The 15,637-nt window shown below is 66.4% G+C and carries 12 protein-coding genes; 5 read left to right on the top strand and 7 right to left on the bottom strand.

Annotated elements, in window-relative coordinates; all coding sequences use genetic code 11:
* The 4 genes from AB1634_15080 to AB1634_15065 form a co-directional block, all read right to left on the bottom strand.
* On the bottom strand, window positions 1-1,309 hold a 1,309-nt coding region (locus tag AB1634_15080), incomplete at its 3' end, for a methylenetetrahydrofolate reductase (GenBank protein MEW6220838.1).
* A gap of 61 nt (window positions 1,310-1,370) precedes the next feature.
* A complete protein-coding gene (cooS, locus tag AB1634_15075; protein ID MEW6220837.1) occupies window positions 1,371-3,362 on the bottom strand; it encodes an anaerobic carbon-monoxide dehydrogenase catalytic subunit in 1,992 nt (663 codons plus the stop codon).
* A 58-nt stretch (window positions 3,363-3,420) separates the two neighbouring features.
* A complete protein-coding gene (locus tag AB1634_15070; protein MEW6220836.1) occupies window positions 3,421-4,308 on the bottom strand; it encodes a tetrahydrofolate dehydrogenase/cyclohydrolase catalytic domain-containing protein in 888 nt (295 codons plus the stop codon).
* 428 nt (window positions 4,309-4,736) lie between these two features.
* The gene (locus tag AB1634_15065) at window positions 4,737-5,042 is read right to left on the bottom strand and encodes a ferritin family protein (GenBank protein ID MEW6220835.1); all 306 of its coding nucleotides are present in this window, start codon (window positions 5,040-5,042) and stop codon (window positions 4,737-4,739) included.
* A 193-nt stretch (window positions 5,043-5,235) separates the two neighbouring features.
* Between AB1634_15065 and AB1634_15060 the strand changes: the two genes are divergently transcribed.
* From AB1634_15060 to AB1634_15050, 3 genes are all read left to right on the top strand, one after another.
* Window positions 5,236-5,445, top strand: coding sequence for a hypothetical protein (locus tag AB1634_15060; protein ID MEW6220834.1), 210 nt, complete (start codon window positions 5,236-5,238; stop codon window positions 5,443-5,445).
* Between the two features lie 9 nt (window positions 5,446-5,454).
* Window positions 5,455-5,823: a hypothetical protein gene (locus tag AB1634_15055; GenBank protein ID MEW6220833.1), complete on the top strand. Its 369-nt coding sequence runs from the start codon at window positions 5,455-5,457 to the stop codon at window positions 5,821-5,823.
* 192 nt (window positions 5,824-6,015) lie between these two features.
* Entirely contained in the window at window positions 6,016-6,438 is a 423-nt protein-coding gene (locus AB1634_15050) for a tetratricopeptide repeat protein (GenBank protein ID MEW6220832.1), read from the top strand.
* Between the two features lie 93 nt (window positions 6,439-6,531).
* Here AB1634_15050 and pilB read toward each other — a convergent pair whose 3' ends face one another.
* Window positions 6,532-8,775: a type IV-A pilus assembly ATPase PilB gene (pilB, locus tag AB1634_15045; protein ID MEW6220831.1), complete on the bottom strand. Its 2,244-nt coding sequence runs from the start codon at window positions 8,773-8,775 to the stop codon at window positions 6,532-6,534.
* 354 nt (window positions 8,776-9,129) lie between these two features.
* Here pilB and AB1634_15040 point away from each other — a divergent pair, with 354 nt between their 5' ends.
* Complete coding sequence (locus AB1634_15040) at window positions 9,130-10,986, top strand: ABC transporter substrate binding protein (GenBank protein ID MEW6220830.1); 1,857 nt, start codon at window positions 9,130-9,132, stop codon at window positions 10,984-10,986.
* Window positions 10,987-10,992: 6 nt separating this feature from the next.
* Entirely contained in the window at window positions 10,993-12,582 is a 1,590-nt protein-coding gene (locus AB1634_15035; protein ID MEW6220829.1) for a PAS domain S-box protein, read from the top strand.
* 121 nt (window positions 12,583-12,703) lie between these two features.
* On the opposite strand, the gene AB1634_15030 is transcribed toward AB1634_15035, so the two are convergent.
* Both AB1634_15030 and AB1634_15025 read right to left on the bottom strand, forming a co-directional pair.
* On the bottom strand, window positions 12,704-14,773 hold the full coding sequence (locus AB1634_15030; GenBank protein MEW6220828.1) for a PKD domain-containing protein: 2,070 nt from the start codon (window positions 14,771-14,773) through the stop codon (window positions 12,704-12,706).
* 413 nt (window positions 14,774-15,186) lie between these two features.
* Window positions 15,187-15,528 carry a HepT-like ribonuclease domain-containing protein gene (locus tag AB1634_15025; GenBank protein ID MEW6220827.1) on the bottom strand — a complete coding sequence of 114 codons (342 nt, stop codon included), beginning with the start codon at window positions 15,526-15,528 and terminating at the stop codon, window positions 15,187-15,189.
* Window positions 15,529-15,637: the final 109 nt, after the last annotated feature.

Below are 15,637 nucleotides of genomic sequence, written 5' to 3'. Positions count from 1 at the left end.
GGCTCAGAATGGTTTGCGCCTCCAGGAAGCGCTTCACCGACTCGAACTGGTCCTCGGACAGGCCCAGAGAGCGCTTCAGGCTGTCAAGACCGAGTCGAATCGACTCCAGGGCGAGCTGCCGTTCCCGTTCGTTCATCTCCTCTTCTCCCGTCTCCTGGCTGACCGGCGGCTTCTCGGCCGGCGCTGCTTCCGGAACCGCCGCCGCCATGGTCGCGGTCCGTATCCTCGCTGCCTCGCTGTGGGCCGCGGCGACAATCGCCTCGGCCTCGGCCCGGGCCCGGGCCATGAGCGCCTCGGCCTCGCCGGCCGCCACCGGAGCGGCGGGTGCCGCTGCCGCCACCGTGATCGTCTCCACGGCCGGGGCCGCCGGCTGCACCGGGGCCACCGCCGCCAGGACCGGCCGCGGCAGGAGGCCAGCGCGCTTGGCGATCTCCGGCACCGCGCTCTCCCACTCGATGGCCATGATGTGCACCCCGGCCACCCCTTTGATCTGCCGCACCTCGCTGATGATGTCGACGCAGATGTTGATCCCTTCCTCCTGCTTGTCCTTGGCGCCGGTCATCCGCTGAATGATCTCGTCCGGGACATCCAGGCCGGGCACCGAGGTCTTCATGTACTTGGCCATGCCCACCGACTTGGGCGGCGTCACCCCGGCCAGGATGAAGGCCTTCTCCGGCAGGCCCAGCTCCCGGGCCATCTCCATGAAGCGCCGGAACTTCTCGACGTTGTAGATGATCTGGGTCTGGACAAAGTCGGCGCCGGCGGTGATCTTCTTGCCCAGGCGGGCGGCCCGGAACTCGAAGGGCCCGGCAAAGGGATTGGCGGCGCAGCCCAGAAAAAGCTCTGGCACCGGCCCCTTGATCTCCTCGCCGCATTGGAAGCGCCGGTCGTCCCGCATCCCCTTGACCATGGACAGCATCTGGATGGAGTCCATGTCGAAGACGCCCTTGGCGCCGGGATGGTTGCCGAACCGCTGGTGGTCGCCGGTCAGACAAAGAAGGTTCTTGAGACCCAGGGCGGACGCGCCCAGGATGTCGGACTGCATGCCAATCCGGTTGCGATCCCGACAGGTCATCTGGATCACCGGCTCGACCCCCTCGGCCTGGGCCAGAAGCCCGGCGCCGATGCTGGAGATGCGGACGATGGCCGTCTGGCAGTCGGTGATGTTGGCGGCGTCGACCGCGCCGGCGAGGATCCGGGCCTTTTTGCGGACCACCTCCGGATCGGCGTTCTTCGGTGGCCCCAGCTCGCCGGTGACCGCAAAATGCCCTTGCCGGAGGACCTGCTCGAGGTTGCTGCCTGATTTCATCGCGTGCCTTCCCCTTCCCCGAAGTGCCCCATGGGCGCTCTCGCCTGTGCCGCCGCCTCAATCAGGCGGCCGTCACGCCGCCCTTGCAGCCGGCATGGACGCCGCTGGAGAGCTCCCGGCGCATGGCCATGTCGAAGAGCACCCGCTCCTTTTTCTTGTTGATGCCCAGGGCTTCCCGCTTGCTGTCGATGTGGCGGATCATCTTCCGGGCCAGCTCCACCGGGTCTTCCTCGATGTCCCATTTGCCGCCGAAGTCCGCGGCGATGCCCTCCAGAAGATACCTGGAGAAGGACTTGGCGCCGGTGATCGGCAGGCTCTGGAAGACCACGTAGACCCCGGAGCCCACGAAGTACTCGCCGATGGCCACCGCCTTCTCGCTCATCCACAGGGGCGCGGTGCCGGCCACCGGCAGCATGGAAAGATCATCCCCCAGACCGCCCTCGTGCACCATGGCGGTGGCAGCGATGAGCAGCCGGCTGTTGTCGACGCAGGAGCCCATGTGCAAGACCGGCGGCATGCCCACCGTCTCGCAGACCTCGGCCAGGCCCGGCCCCGCATACTGGGCTGCCGCCTCCGGCCGCAGGAAGCCGTTGCGGCCCAGGGCGGTGGCAGCACAACCGGTGGCCAGCACCAGAACGTCGTTGGCGATCAGCTCCTTGGCCACCTTGATGTGGGCATCATCGGAGTACTTGTAGTTGTCGCAGCCGACGATGGCCGCCACCCCCCGGATGCGGCCGTTGACGATATTGTCGTTCAACGGCCGGTAGGAAGCCCGGAAGCGGCCGCCCAGCATATAGTTGATCGTCTCGTGGGAAAAGCCGACCACCACGTCCAGCTTCTGGGTGATGGGGATGTAATGCTTGCCCCGCTTCTTGAAGTTGGCGATGGCATGGGCCAGGATCTTCTTGGCACTGCCCAGGGCGTCGTGCTCGTCGAACTGGATGTGCACCGCCCCGGGCATCTTGGCCCGGTAGTTGGTGGTGATGATGTCGGTGTGGAAGGACTTGGCCACATCGGCCACCGCCTGCATGACGCACTGGACGTCCACCACCATGGCCTCCACCGCGCCGGTGGACAGCACCATCTCCTGCTGCACGAAGCCGGCCGCCACCGGGATGCCCCGGCGCATGAGGATCTCGTTGCCGGTGCAGCAGACGCCGGCCAGGTTGATGCCGGTCGCCCCCTGCTTCCTGGCCATGGCCAGGATCTCCGGATCCTCGGCCGCCATGGCCAGGGACTCGGCCAGGAGCGGCTCATGGCCGTGGACGGTGATGTTGACCTGGTCGGTACGCAGCACCCCCAGATCCACCTTGGCCCGGATGGGCACCGGGGTACCGAACAGGATGTCGGTGATCTCGGTGGAGAGCATGGACGCGCCCCAGCCGTCCGCCAGGGCGCAGCGGGTGCCCTGGAGCATCAGGTTGTGGTACTCCTGATCCACGCCCATGTGGGTGCGGTGCATCAGCTCCACCACCTCCCGATCCACGCCCCGGGGGGTGACCCCCATCTTCTGCCACAGCTCCTGGCGCTTCCTGGGCGCCCTGTTGGTCATCACCTGGGTGCCGGTCTGCTTGCCGAACTCGGCCAGGGCCTTCTCCCCCACCTCCACGGCCAGGGCCTTGAGGTCTTTGCCCCCGGTCTCCACCCCAAAGAGTCCGGCCAGCATGCGCAGCTTGCCAGGATCCTTGATCTCGTACGGGGTCTCGCCGCGGCCTGTGGCGATGAGCCCCAGCACCATCTCCCGGGCGTGGTCCGTGTGGGAGGCGGTGCCCGAGGCGATGGCCCGGCAGAAATTCCGGGCCGCCACCGTGTCGGCGGTGGCGCCGCAGACGCCGATCATGTCCTCGACGCCATCGATGATCTGGCAGGGTCCCATGTTGCAGTTCCGGCAACAGGTGCCGCCGGAGCCGAACAGACAGGCGGCCATGCCCCGAGCCTTGATCCGGTCGTAGGTGGTGCGAACACCCTTGGCCACCCCCTGGCTCAGTATCTCCCGGGTGGAGGCGCAGGTGATCTCAGGACAGGTCTCACAACCTTTGCGCACATTCGCCATGGTCATTCCCTCTCAGGGCCGGCCGGGGCAGACAAAGCCCGGCGCCGTCTCGGTCGTCTTACAGGAGGCCGGCCGCCTGCTTGGCCGCCTGCACGGTATTCTTCATGAGCATGGTGATGGTCATGGGCCCCACCCCGCCCGGCACCGGCGTGATGGCCGAGGCCTTCTCCTTCACCGCCTCGAAATCCACGTCGCCGGCCAGGATCGCCTTGCCGGCCTCGCTCATGCCGATGCGGTTGACGCCGACATCGATCACCGCCACCCCCTCCTTGACCATGCCGGCAGTGACCATCTTCGGCACGCCCACGGCGGCGATGATGATGTCGGCCCGCCGGGTATGGGCCGCCAGGTCCCTGGTGCGGGTATGGCAGATGGTGACCGTGGCGTCACCGGCCGGCCGCTTCTGGAGCATGAGGTTGGCGATGGGCTTGCCCACGATATTGGAGCGGCCGATCACCACCACCTCCGCGCCTTTGGTCTCGACGCCGCTGCGGACCAGAAGCTCCAGAATGCCGTGCGGCGTACACGGAAGGAAGCACTGCTCGCCCAACATCATCTTGCCGACGTTCACCGGATGGAAGCCATCCACGTCCTTGGCCGGATCGATGGCATACAGCACCCGCGCCTCGTTGATCTGCCTGGGCAGCGGCAGCTGCACCAGGATGCCGTTGATCTTCGGGTCGGCGTTGTACCGGGCCACCAGGGTCAGGAGCTCGGCCTCCGAGGTGGAGGCCGGCAGGGTCACCTGCTCGGAATGGATGCCCAGGGCGTGGGCGGTCTTGTTCTTGGCGGTGACGTACGACTGGGAGGCGGGGTCCTCGCCCACCAGGATGGTGACGAGCCCCGGCACAACGTTGTGCTGCGCCTTGAGGTCAGCCACCTCCTTCTCCAGCTCGGCGCGAATGGCCTTGGCGACTTCGTTGCCGCTGATGATCTTGGCGGACATGGTGCTTCTCCTTGGTTGCGTTATTGGGTCATGAGCCGATACAAAATCCGGCACAGCTTCAGTCCACAAGACAGCCCAGTCAGGCCCCATCGGGCGGCCACCGCCCGCCAGTGGGGCCATCAAGCGCCAAGGATCGGAGCCAAGAGGGGAAAGAAGACGGAGCTTCCGGCACCCGCAGCGTCCCCAGACAGGGGCGGCAAACGGCTCTGGATCAAAGACCGGCGGGACAACGGGTGAGGTTTCGCCTTGCGGCGAACCAAACTGAATAGCGGATTCCCGAACCTTTTTCAAGGCCTTTTTCGCGGGCTGGCTGGACGCTACCGCCGGAGCTGCCGGGCGGGTCCTGTGACGCAGGAAGGATGAAGGATGAAGGCAGGAAGGGGGGCAGGATGCGCGGCAGAGGGGCTGGCTGATGGGAACGGCCGCGGCTAGCCGCCGAGCCTGGCCATGATGGCCTCCACCTCCCCGGAGCCGGCCTGGTAGAACTGCTCCTCATCCGGGGCCAGCTCTTTGAGGAGCCGCAAGAACTCACCAGCGTGCTCCTTCTCCTCGTTGGCGATGTCGTAGAGGACCTCCCGGGCGAGCGGGTGGTCGGTTGCCTCGGCCAGCTGCTCATACAGCTGCACCGCCTCGTACTCGGCCGCGATCATGAAGCGGATCGCGCGCACCAGCTCCGCGGCCGTCACCTTCCGTTCACTGGTCAACCCTGAAAAAGCGCTTCCGAACTCCGGCATGGTGCTCTCCTCCTTCGTGTCTGGCTCAAAGGTCTGGGGCGGGGTGCCCTCTCTTCTGCCAAAGGTCGATTCAAGAACGATGCCAAGCGCACCCCAGGCGCGGGCTGGCATGAGCCTTGCTGTTGCACCGAGGCAACCCGACTGCCGAACGGCCAGGGGAGCGCAGCCCGTTCAACCTTGTTTGGAGAGAGCCATGTGTGACATCAAGACAGAGGCGGCCGCCCACAAGAAAGGAGGCTCGGTGCCTTGCCCCAACTGCGGCGGCCAGAAGACAGTCCCGGGGTTTTGCACCTGCAACATGGAGTGGCGCGGCACCCAGGTGGGCGACCAATGGGAGGACTGCAAGTGCGCCCCGGACGTGGAATGCCCCACCTGCCACGGCGCCGGCACCGTCCCCGCCTGAGGTCTGGCCATGAGCACCCTGATCCCCACCTTCCGCAGAAGGAACGGCAAGCCGTCCGCGCCGGTCTTCTGGTGCCGCCCCGAGGCCACCAGCCGGCAAGCCGCGATCAGCCGGCACGAGCTGCGCCAGAAGATCAACGAGACCTATCCGGACATCGGCGCCTGCGGCATCGACGTCGAGGTCGAGCTGGACCAGGACAACCGGGCCTGGGCGGTCAACCTCCGGAAGGATCAGCACGCCTGGACGACCCTCATCGAGATCGATGAGGCCCGGCACTGCATACAGGGCCGGAAGTGCCTCTTTCTGGCGCTGCAGATCAGCGAGTTCAAAAGAAGCCTCGAGCGGCCCGGCGCCCCGCCGGCCACACTCCGGCCCTGAAGCCGTCTTTGCCACCACCGCCAACCTGATGACTTACGGAGGACCGCCATGACCGCTATCCACTGGGAAACCGAGCTTGCGCCTGCCCTGGCGCGCGCCAAGAAGGAAAGAAAGCTCGTCCTGTTGGATTTCTTCAATCCCGGGTGAATCGGCTGCCAACAGATGGATGCGGTTACGTATCCCACGGAGGGCATGGCCGAATTCATCGAGAAACAGGTGGTGCCCGTGCGGCTGGCCCACGATCACCAGCCCCTGGCCGCCGAGATGGGGATCAAGTGGACACCCTCGATCCTCATCCTCGATGCGGGCGGCAAGGAGCACCATCGCACCGTGGGCTTCCTGGGGCCCGACGACCTCAAGGCCTCGGTGCTGCTGGGCGTAGCCAAGGAGCATTTCGACGCCGACCGCTTCCCGGAGGCCCTGGCCGCCCTGGAGACGCTGATCGACGCCTACCCGGACAGCAGCCTCCGGCCCGAGGCCATCTTTCTGCAGGGCGTGAGCCGATACAAGTCCACCCACAGCCCGCAGCCGCTCAAGGCGGCCTACGAGCAGCTGAGCCAGCGCTACCCGGACAGCGAGTGGACGCGGCGGGCCTACCCGTACCGTTTGCTGTGAGCCGGATCCGGCCGGTGGTGACCTGTCGGGCAGGACATGCGTCCTGTCCGACAGGACAAGACAGGACTTCTGAGAACGTGCTGGCCGGGAGGGTCAGCGGCCGGCGGCCCGGCGCTGCATGTCGTTGGCGAGCTTCAGGATGAGCTGGTTGGCCTGCTCCAGGCGGCGGACGATGATCCGGAAGAGATCGGTGGCCACGTCCGGGTACTTCTCGATGGTCTCCATGAGCTTGTCACCCGGGAAGCGCTTGATCATGCAGCGGCCCCGGGAGACGATGGTGGCGCTTCTGGGCTCGCCGGAGATGGCGGACATCTCGCCGAAATACTCCCCCGGCTGGACGATGTCGGCGATCTTCTTGCCGTCCTTGATCACCATCACCGCGCCCTGCACCAGACGGAAGAAGTCGATGTCGGTGTTGCCTTCCCGGATGATGATGTCGCCATCCTCGTAGCGCTCCACATCCGGGTGCACCAGGTAGGCCGGCAGGCTCTCTTCGGTGACCACCGTCCGCTTCAGGACCTCCTCCACCGAGGTCATCCCCTCGCGGATCTTCTGCAGGCCCGCCTCCCGCAAGGTCCTCATCCCCTCCTGCACCGCGATCTTCCGGAGCTGGTCCTCGGCCACCGCCGCGTTGATGGCCTTGGCCACCTCCTCGGTAACCTCCATCAGCTCATACAGACCGACCCGGCCCTTGTAGCCGGCACCGCTGCAGATCGGGCAGCCCCGGGGGCCGTAAATGGAAAGGCCCGGGATCTCCTCCTCCCGGAAGCCCATGGCCAGGAGCTGCTTGGCGTCCGGGCTCTCCTCGATCGCCTTGCATTTGCCGCACAGCTTGCGGGCCAGGCGCTGGGAGAGGACCATGGTCACCGCCGAGGCCACCATGTACGACGGAATGCCGATGTCCACCAGGCGGCCGATGGTGGAGGGGCAGTCGTTGGTGTGCAGGGTGCTGAACACGAGGTGACCGGTCATGGCCGCCTTGATGGCGATCTCTGCCGTCTCCATGTCCCGGATCTCGCCCACCATGATGATGTCCGGGTCCTGGCGCAGGAAGGCCTTCAAGGCCGAGGCAAAGGTCATGCCCACCTCGTTCTTGACGTTGACCTGGTTGATGCCCTTGAAGTTGAACTCCACCGGATCCTCGGCGGTGAGGATTTTGGTGTCTTCGGTATTGAGGGAGTTGAGGATCGAGTAGAGGGTGGTGGTCTTGCCGGAGCCGGTGGGGCCGGTGACCAGCAGCAGGCCGTAGGGCCGGAAGATGCAGCGCTTCAGGGTCTCGAAGGTGGAGACCTCGAAGCCCAGCATGGTGAGGTCGACGTTCAGGGATCCCTTGTCCAGGATCCGCATGACGATGCTCTCGCCCCACAGGGTCGGCAAGGACGAGACCCGGAAATCCACCACCTTGTTGCGGCCGATGCGCATCTTGATCCGGCCGTCCTGGGGCACCCGGCGCTCGGTGATATCCAGGTTGGCCAGGATCTTGAGCCGGGAGATGAGCGCGTTCTTGATGTTCATGGGCAGGTTCATCGACTTGTACAGGGAGCCGTCCAGCCGATAGCGAACCTGGAGCGCCCTCTCGAAGGGCTCGATATGGATGTCGCTCACCCCGTCGGTGACCGCCTTGATGAGGATGCCGTTGACCAGCTTGATGATGGGTGCGTCGGAGGCCGAGTACTGGTCGAAGGCGCCCTCCTCGTCGCCGCCACTCTCCAGCTCGAAGCCCTCCGCCGCCTCCGAGGCCAGGGCGCCGAAGTCGTCGATGCCGGTGACCGCCTCCTCCTCCGCCTTTTCCTCTTTGGCGCCGAAGAACTGCTGATACTCCTCGTCGCTGATCTTGTAATAGGCGCGGTAGGCGTCGACGATGTCCTTCTCGCTGGAGACGCACACCGACAAAGGCATCTTGAGAAAGGTCTGCAGCTCCTCCACCGCCATGGTGTCGGTGGGCTCGGCCATGGTGATCTGCAGGGTCTTGCCCAGCCGCCGCAGGGGAAAGGCCATGAACTTCCTGGCCTCGGCGTATGGCAGCAGTTCCAGGGCATCGGCCGCCGGCGGCTCCCGGGAGATCATCACCGCTGGGAAGTTGTGCAGCCGGCTGAGGACGTTGACGATGGTCTGGTCCTCGATGTAGCCCAGCTTGACCAGGATGCTGCCCAGGCGGCCCTGGTGCTTCTTCTGAAAGGCCAAGGCCTCGTCCAGCTGGTTGCTGGTGATATGGCCTTCCTTGCGCAAGAGCTCGCCGATCCGCAGCCGGCCGGCGCCGGACTGGTCCTTGACCGTGGCCGACAGGCTGGTCTTCTTGGCAGCGAAGGTCGAAGCAGTGGCGGCGATCTGGGCCATGGTCCTCGGGAGGGGAAGGGAAGAGATATGCGCGGCCAGACCACCCCGGCACGGGAGCGGTCTCCAACTTCACCAGCATACCCCATCGCCAGGGCCGGCCCCAACCCTTTTCCGTCCGGCCCCTTGGCCCGACCGCGGCCGGGAATCCTGGCCCCGGGGCGACCGGGGGGGCCGGTTCGCTCTTCCCGGTGGGACACGCCAGGCACCGGGGCCGATCCAGACCAGGGACGGCGATCGTGCATCAGGCACAGCGATTGTGTATGATGAGAGCAATCCCGTGCGGACTTCGTGAATTCGCTCCACATTCCGGAACAGCAGCCTGCCCCCGGGGATGCCCTGCACAGAGGCCTGACCGTGAAGCGCCGATCGGCCGCGGTATCGCTTGCTCTGGTTGTCTTGCTCCTGGCGCTGCCCGCAAGAGGCGGCAGCCTGGCTGCGACCTACCGCTTGGGGGTGCCCAAGGGCTGCACCTCGCCGGTCTATCCTCTCCTGTTCGAGGCCCTGAGGACGCGCGGACTTGCCGCCGGCGAGGTTCTGGTGGTCGTGCCTATCGACCTCCAGGGGAGCGAGACTGAACCGGGTCAGCAACGGATCCGCCGGGAGATCGCCCAGGGCTGCGACCTCTTCTTTTCCACCGGCGATGCCCTGTCCTCTCTTTTTGCCGCCGGCATCACCACCCCCCTGCTCTTCGTAACCTCGAGCACCCTCAAGACCATGCTGCCCGCCGCCATGCGGCCGAGCGCTACCGGCATCTTCCGCGAGTCCACTGCCGCCCTCTTCCAGCAGATGCTGGACCTCCTGCCGGCCGACCAGCGCCGGAAGCTGGGCATGCTCTATTTCCAGGGCTCGCCGATGGCCTCCCTGGCCGCCTTGTACGAGGAGGCGAGCCGGGAGATCGGCGTCGGACTGGAGCAAAGGACCTACGGCAGGAGGGATGAAATCGGCCAGGCCATGCGGGAGCTCCAGGAGCGTGGGGTGAATGCCGTGGTGCTCTTCCCGCCTTCGCTCATGAGCGGCGATCTTCCCGAGCTGATCCACTGGCAGCATCGGCTGGGGCTGCCGGTCATGGGCCAAGTCCGGGAGGAGATCGAGCAGGGGCTCCTGGGCGGCCCGAGCCTCGACTACGACCGTCTGGTCCCCCATCTGATGGAATACGCCCTGGCCATCCTCCGGGGCAGAAGCCCGGAGCAGCTGCCCATCAAGTATCTGAGCGGCCGGCTGGTGATCAATCTGGCCACTGCCCGCACGCTGGGGGTGGCGATTCCCCAGGAGACCGCCGATCAGGCCGAGCTGGTGGGGCTCGCCACCCAGACCAGGGGAAGGGCGGCCGAGCCTCCCCCCCTGGTCCCGGGCAACTTCCGTATCGCCGTTCCTGCGAGCACCCCCGGTCCGACGCTGGCGGCGGTCACCGCCGCTCTGGTGGCTCGCGGATACGCGCCGGGCCAGAACCTGACCCTGGTCCGGATCGATCTCGATGGCGTCGACACCCCGGAAGAGCAGCGCCGTGTCGCCTCCGCGCTCACCACCCGGGCCGATCTGGTCTTCGCCACCGGCAACAGCCTGCCGGTCCTGGCCCGGCTTCCGGACTTGGCAACCCCGGTCTGCTTCATCGCGGCCCACGAAACCACCGCCCTTCGGCCAGGCCGTGCCCAGGACCTGTTCACCGGCGTCGTCCGCGGCTCCTTCGGCGCGTTCGTGGAGAAATGCCAGCGGATGATGCGGGGCGCCACCAGGATGGGAATCCTGGCGCGGATCGACTCCGATCTCGGCCGCCGGCTCGACGAGTACCGGCAGGTGGCCAGCCCCTTCGGTGTCACCATCCAGGAACGGCTGTTCTCTGAGGTCTCCGGGATCGGCCCCGCCATGGCCGGCTTGCGGGACACGTGCGACTTCGTCTTCGCCTTTCCCCCGGCGCTCACCAGGGAAGACGTAGCGGAGATCGTCGTCTGGCAGCACCGCCTCGGCCTGCCCGTGCTTGCCCAGCACGAGGAGCATGTCCAAGCGGGCCTGCTCGGCGGCGCGGTGATGGACCTGGAGATGGTGGCGCCCAAGGTGGCCGAATACATCGACAAGATCCTCCAGGGACGACCGCCCTCCCGCCTGCCGGTCTATCATTACCCCGAGCGATCCATGCTCAACCTGCGTGCGGTCCAGCTCCTGGGGCAGGACATCCCTCCCGAGATTACAGCCGAGGCCGCAATCGTCCGGTAGCGCCCCATGACCCTGAGCCGCAAGATCCTGCTGTCTGCCCTCTTGCCGTTTCTGACCGTCATCGGCCTCTTCCACTTCCTGAGCACCGCAGCCTTCTCCGATCGTCTGGGCAGCATCTTTCGACTGAGCGCCGAGCACAGGCTGACTCGTCTTGAGGAGGACATCCGTGCCTTCTTCCTGAACAGCGAGCAGCAGCTGCGCTTCCTGGCCGCGGTCAGCCCGCCGGATCCGGCCCGGCCGGAGGCGTCCCGCGCGGCGCTCCGGGGGCTCTTGCGGCTCACCGAGTCCTTCTTCCAGGCCTCAGCCATCAGTGCCAACGGCAAGGAATGGCTCAGGGCCAAGAAGTTCCCGCTGGGGCCGGACCAGGAGCCGTTCGCTGACCTCTTCTCCTCCCCCCTCTATCAGAAGCCGATGCTCGAGCTGGCCACCCAACTGGGCGACGTGGCCTGGCGCCAGGATTTTCCCTTCCCGTCCATTGACATCGCGGTCCCCATCCAGGACCGGCGGAACGGCGAGCCTGTGGGGGTCCTCTGCGCCCAGCTGTCCTTCCAGGGGCTGCAGCCTCTGCTCGAACGGTCGGTACCGGACGACGGCAAGGTGGTGCTGGCCCGGGCCAGCGACGGCGCAGCTCTGGTCGCAGCCGACGACACCAGGGCCGATTTCTCCGACATCGAGGCCCAGGCCATGGAGGAGGCGCTGCACGGCGGGGCGGGGAAGGGAAGCATCACGAAGGAGGGCGCCCGCGGTGGAGCCACCTTCTTCTTCCGGAAGCTCACCCTGCACAACCGTGACCTGGTCCTGCTCTACTATCAGCCCGACAGCACGGTCTATTTCCTGGCCGACCGGCTCAAGGAGTACATCCTCTACCTCACAGGTGCCGGCATCGTCCTCTTTCTTGCCAGCAGTCTCCTGGCCGTCCGGAGGATCACCGCCCCCCTCCTGGCTCTCGCCCTGCACATCCGCAGCCTCGGCCGGGAATATCCGCCGGCTGGCGCAGTTGGCGCCGACGAGCCTGGCGGGGAGGCCGGGGACGAAGCGCAGCAGCTGCTTGCCGCCTTCACCTTCTTCCAGGAGCGGCTGACCGCCTACCGCCAGGAGATCCAGGGAGAGATCGCGGAGCGGAAACGGGCTGAGGAGGCGCTGGCAGCGGAAAAGGAGCGCCTCCTGGTCACCTTGCGGAGCATCGGCGAGGCAGTGATCACCACCGACCTGCAGGGCAATGTCGTGCTCCTCAACGCAGCGGCCGAGGCCCTGACCGGCTGGTCTCAGCCGGAGGCCGCAGGCCGCCCCCTGGCCGAGGTCCTGCGCCTAGTCTGCTCCCGGACGGGTGAGGCCTGCCGCGGCCCCTTCCACGAAATCCTCGCCGCGGGCCAGTACCGGTCCCCGAGCCGGGAAAGGGCCCTGGTCGCCAAAGACGAGGCCCGGCGGGACATCGAGATCTCCGGCGCCGTCATCCGTGACAGCGCGAGCCGGATCCTGGGCGTGGTCCTCGCCCTCCGGGATACCACCGAGCAGTACCGGATGGAGGAGGAGCTGCGGAAGGCCTCACTGGGCGCGGTCCTGGTGGCTGGCCCCAGTCCGGGGCCGACCGCGTGACCCGGGGCCAGGGGAATGCTCCCCTGACCCCGTCCAGCAACCGGCCGGGACAGCCAGCCGCTCCTGCGGGTGGGCCTCCGCCCCGTGGACTCGGCCCGCCTCCCCCCGCACGGAGAGCCACTCAGCGCCCTGGGAGCCGGGTGCCGAAGCTCTGCCCCAGGATGCGCAGATCGTCGGCGTCCACGTCCCCGTCGCTGTCCAGGTCACCACGCTGGAGGGCGCAGGGATCGCAGAAGGCCCGCACCGTCAGCTGCAGCATGTCCTCGGCGGCCAGCCCATCGTTGTCGGTCACGGTGAGCGTCACGTCGTAGATGCCTGGCTGAAGATCGGAGAGGACCGGGCTTACCCCGCTCGCCGTCCGGTCGTAGGCCGGATTGTCCCGGTGCCGCAGCTCCCACTGAAAGGAGACGATCTCCCCACCCTTGTCCGAGGACCATGAGCCGTCGAGAATGAGCTCGGGGCAGAGCTGATTGCAGATGACCTGATCCGCCCCGGCAAGCGCGACCGGCGCCCCCGAAGGCCCCCAGGAGGACCAGGTGGGATCCATGCAGTAGAGCGGCGCCCCCGGTGGCGAGAAGACCCGACCGCCGGAGCCGTCCGGGTTGATGCTGGCGATCTGCCAGTTCGGCGCCTGGTGGTCGTAGTACGCAAAGACCAGCTTCTGGTCACCCAGCATCCAGTGGGCCTGAAAGGCGTGCTGATTCACCGCAAATCTGGTCACGTTGGACGACGCTGCGCCGGGAATATCCTCCATCACGTAGAGATCATAGAGCTGCTGGCCCGATGCCCGCCGGGTGAAGGCAATCTGCCCCCGCCAGTTGACCGCGGCATCCATGGTATGGGATGGCGTCACGTCCGGGGTCATCTGCTCCCAGGTGCCACTGGAAATGGTGTAGCGGAAGATGTTCTGGTGCCAGGGGTAGTCCATGGCGTGCACGATGAGCTGGTCCATGTCAGCCCCCCACTGCATGCCGCGCAGCGCATTGTAGACACCATCGCCAACACCGTTGCTGGTCAGGACCGTCCTGGCCGTTCCGTCCACGTTGATGATGCCCATGCCGCCCACCGCGTTGATCGCCCGGTAGACCAGCTTTTTTCCGTCGGGCGACCAGCCGACCGCATTGACGATGTCCCCAGTACTGCCCCCCAAGGATGTCCCGTACCCTGAATTGGGGACCATGTGCAGCCCGCTGCCGTCGCTGTTCACGATGTAGACGGCATACTCGCCGTCCCGGTCCGAGATGAAGGCCAGCCGGGCGCCGTCCGGCGAAAAGGCCGGCGCGAAGTCCGCTGCCGGATCGGTGATGAAGGGCCGCAGCCCGGTGCCGTCCTCACGCATCAGGTAGATGTCGGAGTTGACCCCCTCGGCCATGGGCCAGGTATCGCTGCCCAGAAAGGCAATGGTGCCCTTGAGCTGGCCGGTGGGGTCCTGGCGGAAACGGTCGGAGAAATCGGTCTTGGCGTAATTCCAGATCACCAGATTGTCGGAGATGAACTTGTCGTAGCCGCCGCCATCCGGTCCGTAGCCAAGAATGATGTCGTACATCACCTTCCCGGCCGGGTCCCAGGTCCCGGTGGAGCTGCTCACCAGGGCGCCATCCCGGTACAGCCGCACGGTATCGGCGGACCCGTCGATGCCATTGATGTCCCAGGCCATGGCGACATGAAAAGGCACCCCCACCTGGGCCACGAACTGCTCCGGCTCCGGGGGTGTGGTGGCCTGCTGGCCGCCAAAGAAAACGCTGCCCATCAGGCCCCGCCCGGTAACCGTATCCCCCCAATACAGGCCGATGTGCGCATCCCGGGGCACTCCGTAATGGCCATAGGGCGCGCCGACCAGACCGAAGATCCCATACTGGTACGGCACCGGGCTCGGAACCTTGGATGTCACCCACAAGGCGAGCGCGCCCCGCTGCCGCAAAGGCGTCAGGATCGAGGCGGGGAAGCGGACATACTGTCCCACCGCCTTGCGGATATAGCCGCGGCCATGCCGGGCCGGCTCATAGGCATACTGGGATCCCACGATGGTGCCCCGGGCACCGATCGCGCTGGTGGTCACCTCCGCGTCGCTGCCCAGCCTGTTCCAGAAGACCACGCCTGGTGACCCGGCATCCAGCCCTGCCGGCATCCACCAGGAACAGACAACCCACATCCCGAGCAACCAGGTACTGATCTTGATTCTCCTTTCCATGGGCCTCCCCTCCATGCTGTCGTTCATCACCGTGTTCTGACCGGTCATCGGGCCACGCAGCTGCCACGGGAGCACCCGGCGGGCCGCGCGCCAGGCCGTTTTCATCCCCGATGCCGGTGCGGCTCCCGGTGCCAGGAGCCACAGCACCGATCACCGCGGCCTCGGGCGGCCGGCACGTGCCAGCGCCCAGCGCTGATTGCCTGCAATCCATCGTGAGGATCCCCCGGATGGGCAGCTCTCTTCCTCCCATGGAATTTCGGTCTGGAGTTTTCTCCTCCTCCCATAAGCCTGGCTTTCTTCCTCCGTATACAGCGGCGCATGAAGTGGATGCAAGCTGTCGATGCTTCCCGTTGAGGCGAGCCCGGTCACCGTGTTGTCGGCGGCGGCGCCGGGCGCAGGGACGGGAGGGGACTCTATGGCCGGGAGCCCGGGTCCACCGCGGCCTTGAGGACCAGCAGCTCCTCGGCGAGGATGTTCCAGACGATGTCCAGATCGATGCCGAGATAGTCGTGGACGAGGATATTCCAGAGACCAGCGATCTTGTGCCACTCCACCTGCGGGTGGGCCCTCTTGAAGGACTCGGAGAGCCTCTGGAAGGATTCGGCAAGGACCTGCAGGTTTTTCAGAACCGCATCCTGGATGAGGGGGGAAAGGAGGAAGGTGTCCTGATCGATCTGGCCGACAGAGGATTCGATGCGGGCGATGCGCTCCCCGATGTGAATGCGGTACAGCCGGTCGTCCTTGTCAGGTCTCACAGGGGACGGGCCTCGGCCTGCACCGGGGGTTGCGGCGGTCGAGGTTGTCGCCGGCGCCTCCTGCCGGGGGATGAATCCCCCGGCTACCGTATCTGCTCTCGCTGCGCGA

This window comes from Thermodesulfobacteriota bacterium (assembly GCA_040755095.1).
In the GTDB taxonomy this organism is placed as follows: domain Bacteria; phylum Desulfobacterota; class Desulfobulbia; order Desulfobulbales; family JBFMBH01; genus JBFMBH01.
The sequence above is the reverse complement of the archived record's forward strand: the minus strand, read 5'-3'. Positions and strand labels throughout refer to the sequence as shown.

Coding starts and splice junctions, on each gene's coding strand:
- AB1634_15030 (MEW6220828.1), bottom strand. CDS start 14,773: ATGGAAAGGAGAATCAAGATCAGTACCTGGTTGCTCGGGATGTGGGTT.
- pilB (MEW6220831.1), bottom strand. CDS start 8,775: ATGGCCCAGATCGCCGCCACTGCTTCGACCTTCGCTGCCAAGAAGACC.
- AB1634_15065 (MEW6220835.1), bottom strand. CDS start 5,042: ATGCCGGAGTTCGGAAGCGCTTTTTCAGGGTTGACCAGTGAACGGAAG.
- AB1634_15035 (MEW6220829.1), top strand. CDS start 10,993: ATGACCCTGAGCCGCAAGATCCTGCTGTCTGCCCTCTTGCCGTTTCTG.
- AB1634_15070 (MEW6220836.1), bottom strand. CDS start 4,308: ATGTCCGCCAAGATCATCAGCGGCAACGAAGTCGCCAAGGCCATTCGC.
- AB1634_15060 (MEW6220834.1), top strand. CDS start 5,236: ATGTGTGACATCAAGACAGAGGCGGCCGCCCACAAGAAAGGAGGCTCG.
- AB1634_15050 (MEW6220832.1), top strand. CDS start 6,016: ATGGCCGAATTCATCGAGAAACAGGTGGTGCCCGTGCGGCTGGCCCAC.
- AB1634_15055 (MEW6220833.1), top strand. CDS start 5,455: ATGAGCACCCTGATCCCCACCTTCCGCAGAAGGAACGGCAAGCCGTCC.
- cooS (MEW6220837.1), bottom strand. CDS start 3,362: ATGGCGAATGTGCGCAAAGGTTGTGAGACCTGTCCTGAGATCACCTGC.